The 1290-nt window shown below is 66.7% G+C and carries 1 protein-coding gene and 1 pseudogene; both read left to right on the top strand.

Features of this window, described 5'->3' with window-relative positions; translation table 11 throughout:
- The coding region (locus tag LQV45_RS33315; protein WP_230012019.1) for a hypothetical protein at positions 1-250 on the top strand (250 nt) is incomplete at its 5' end.
- Between the two features lie 129 nt (positions 251-379).
- A pseudogene (thrS, locus tag LQV45_RS33310) lies at positions 380-1290 on the top strand (threonine--tRNA ligase); the annotation flags it as partial.

Below are 1290 nucleotides of genomic sequence, written 5' to 3'. Positions count from 1 at the left end.
GGAGCAGTCCGGACCCTTGCTGTTCGGCACCCGCCTGCTCCTGATCCGCGGCACCACCCGCCGGACCGGGCCGCGGGGGATCAGCATCAGCGCCTCCATGGCCTGGGACCTCAGCCGCCCGGAGACCCTCCCGTTTCCGGCATCGGCTCCCGGCGCCGCCGGCCGGAAGGAGCCTTACCTGTCCGGCCCCCTGTCCAGCCCCCTGGACGGGATCAGCAGGAACCTCGCCATCACCGGGCTGGGCGGCTGACCGGCCGGCGGTGCGGCTCGCTCGTGGCGCGTTGGTTGGCCTCTGGAGAAACCGATAGCATGGACGAGGCTGGCTGTGGTCCCCGTACGCCACAAGCTACGAAGCCTTAACTTTGAATAGGAGACACCCGTGTCAGATGCCCAGCAGATCACCCTTCTCGTCGACGGCGAAGAGACCAAGGTGACTACCGGGACCACCGGCGCGGAACTCTTCTTTGAGCGCCGCGACGTCGTTGTGGCCCGCGTCAACGGCGAGTTGAAGGACCTGGACCAGCCCCTTCCCGAGGACGCCAATGTCGAGGCCGTCACCATTGATTCCCCGGACGGGCTCAACGTCCTGCGCCACTCCACGGCCCACGTCATGGCCCAGGCCGTGCAGCAGCTGCGCCCCGACGCCAAGCTCGGCATCGGCCCCTACATCACGGACGGCTTCTACTTCGACTTCGACGTCGCGGAACCGTTCACCCCGGAAGACCTCCGCCAGCTCGAAAAGATGATGCAGAAGATCATCAACCAGAACCAGAAGTTCGTGCGCCGCGTGGTGTCCGAGGACGAGGCGCGCGAAGCGATGAAGGACGAGCCCTACAAGCTCGAACTGCTGGGCAGGAAGAATGACGCCGCCGAGGCCGGAGAGGGCGTCAACGTCGAGGTCGGCGCCGGCGACATCACCATTTACGACAACGTGGACCGCAAGAGCGGGGACAGCATCTGGTGCGATCTGTGCCGCGGCCCGCACCTGCCGAACACCAAGCTGATCTCCAACGCCTTTGCCCTGACCCGGTCCTCGGCCGCCTACTGGCTGGGCAACCAGAGCAACCAGCAGCTGCAGCGCATCTACGGCACCGCCTGGCCCACCAAGGACGCGCTCAAGGCCTACCAGGAGCGCATTGCCGAGGCAGAGCGCCGCGACCACCGCAAACTCGGCGCGGAGCTGGACCTGTTCTCCTTCCCGGATGAGCTCGGCTCAGGCCTGCCGGTCTTCCACCCCAAGGGCGGCATTATCCGCAAGGCCATGGAGGACTACTCCCGCCAGCGCCACGT

Source organism: Microbacterium sp. Bi128 (assembly GCF_918698205.1).
The sequence above is the reverse complement of the archived record's forward strand: the minus strand, read 5'-3'. Positions and strand labels throughout refer to the sequence as shown.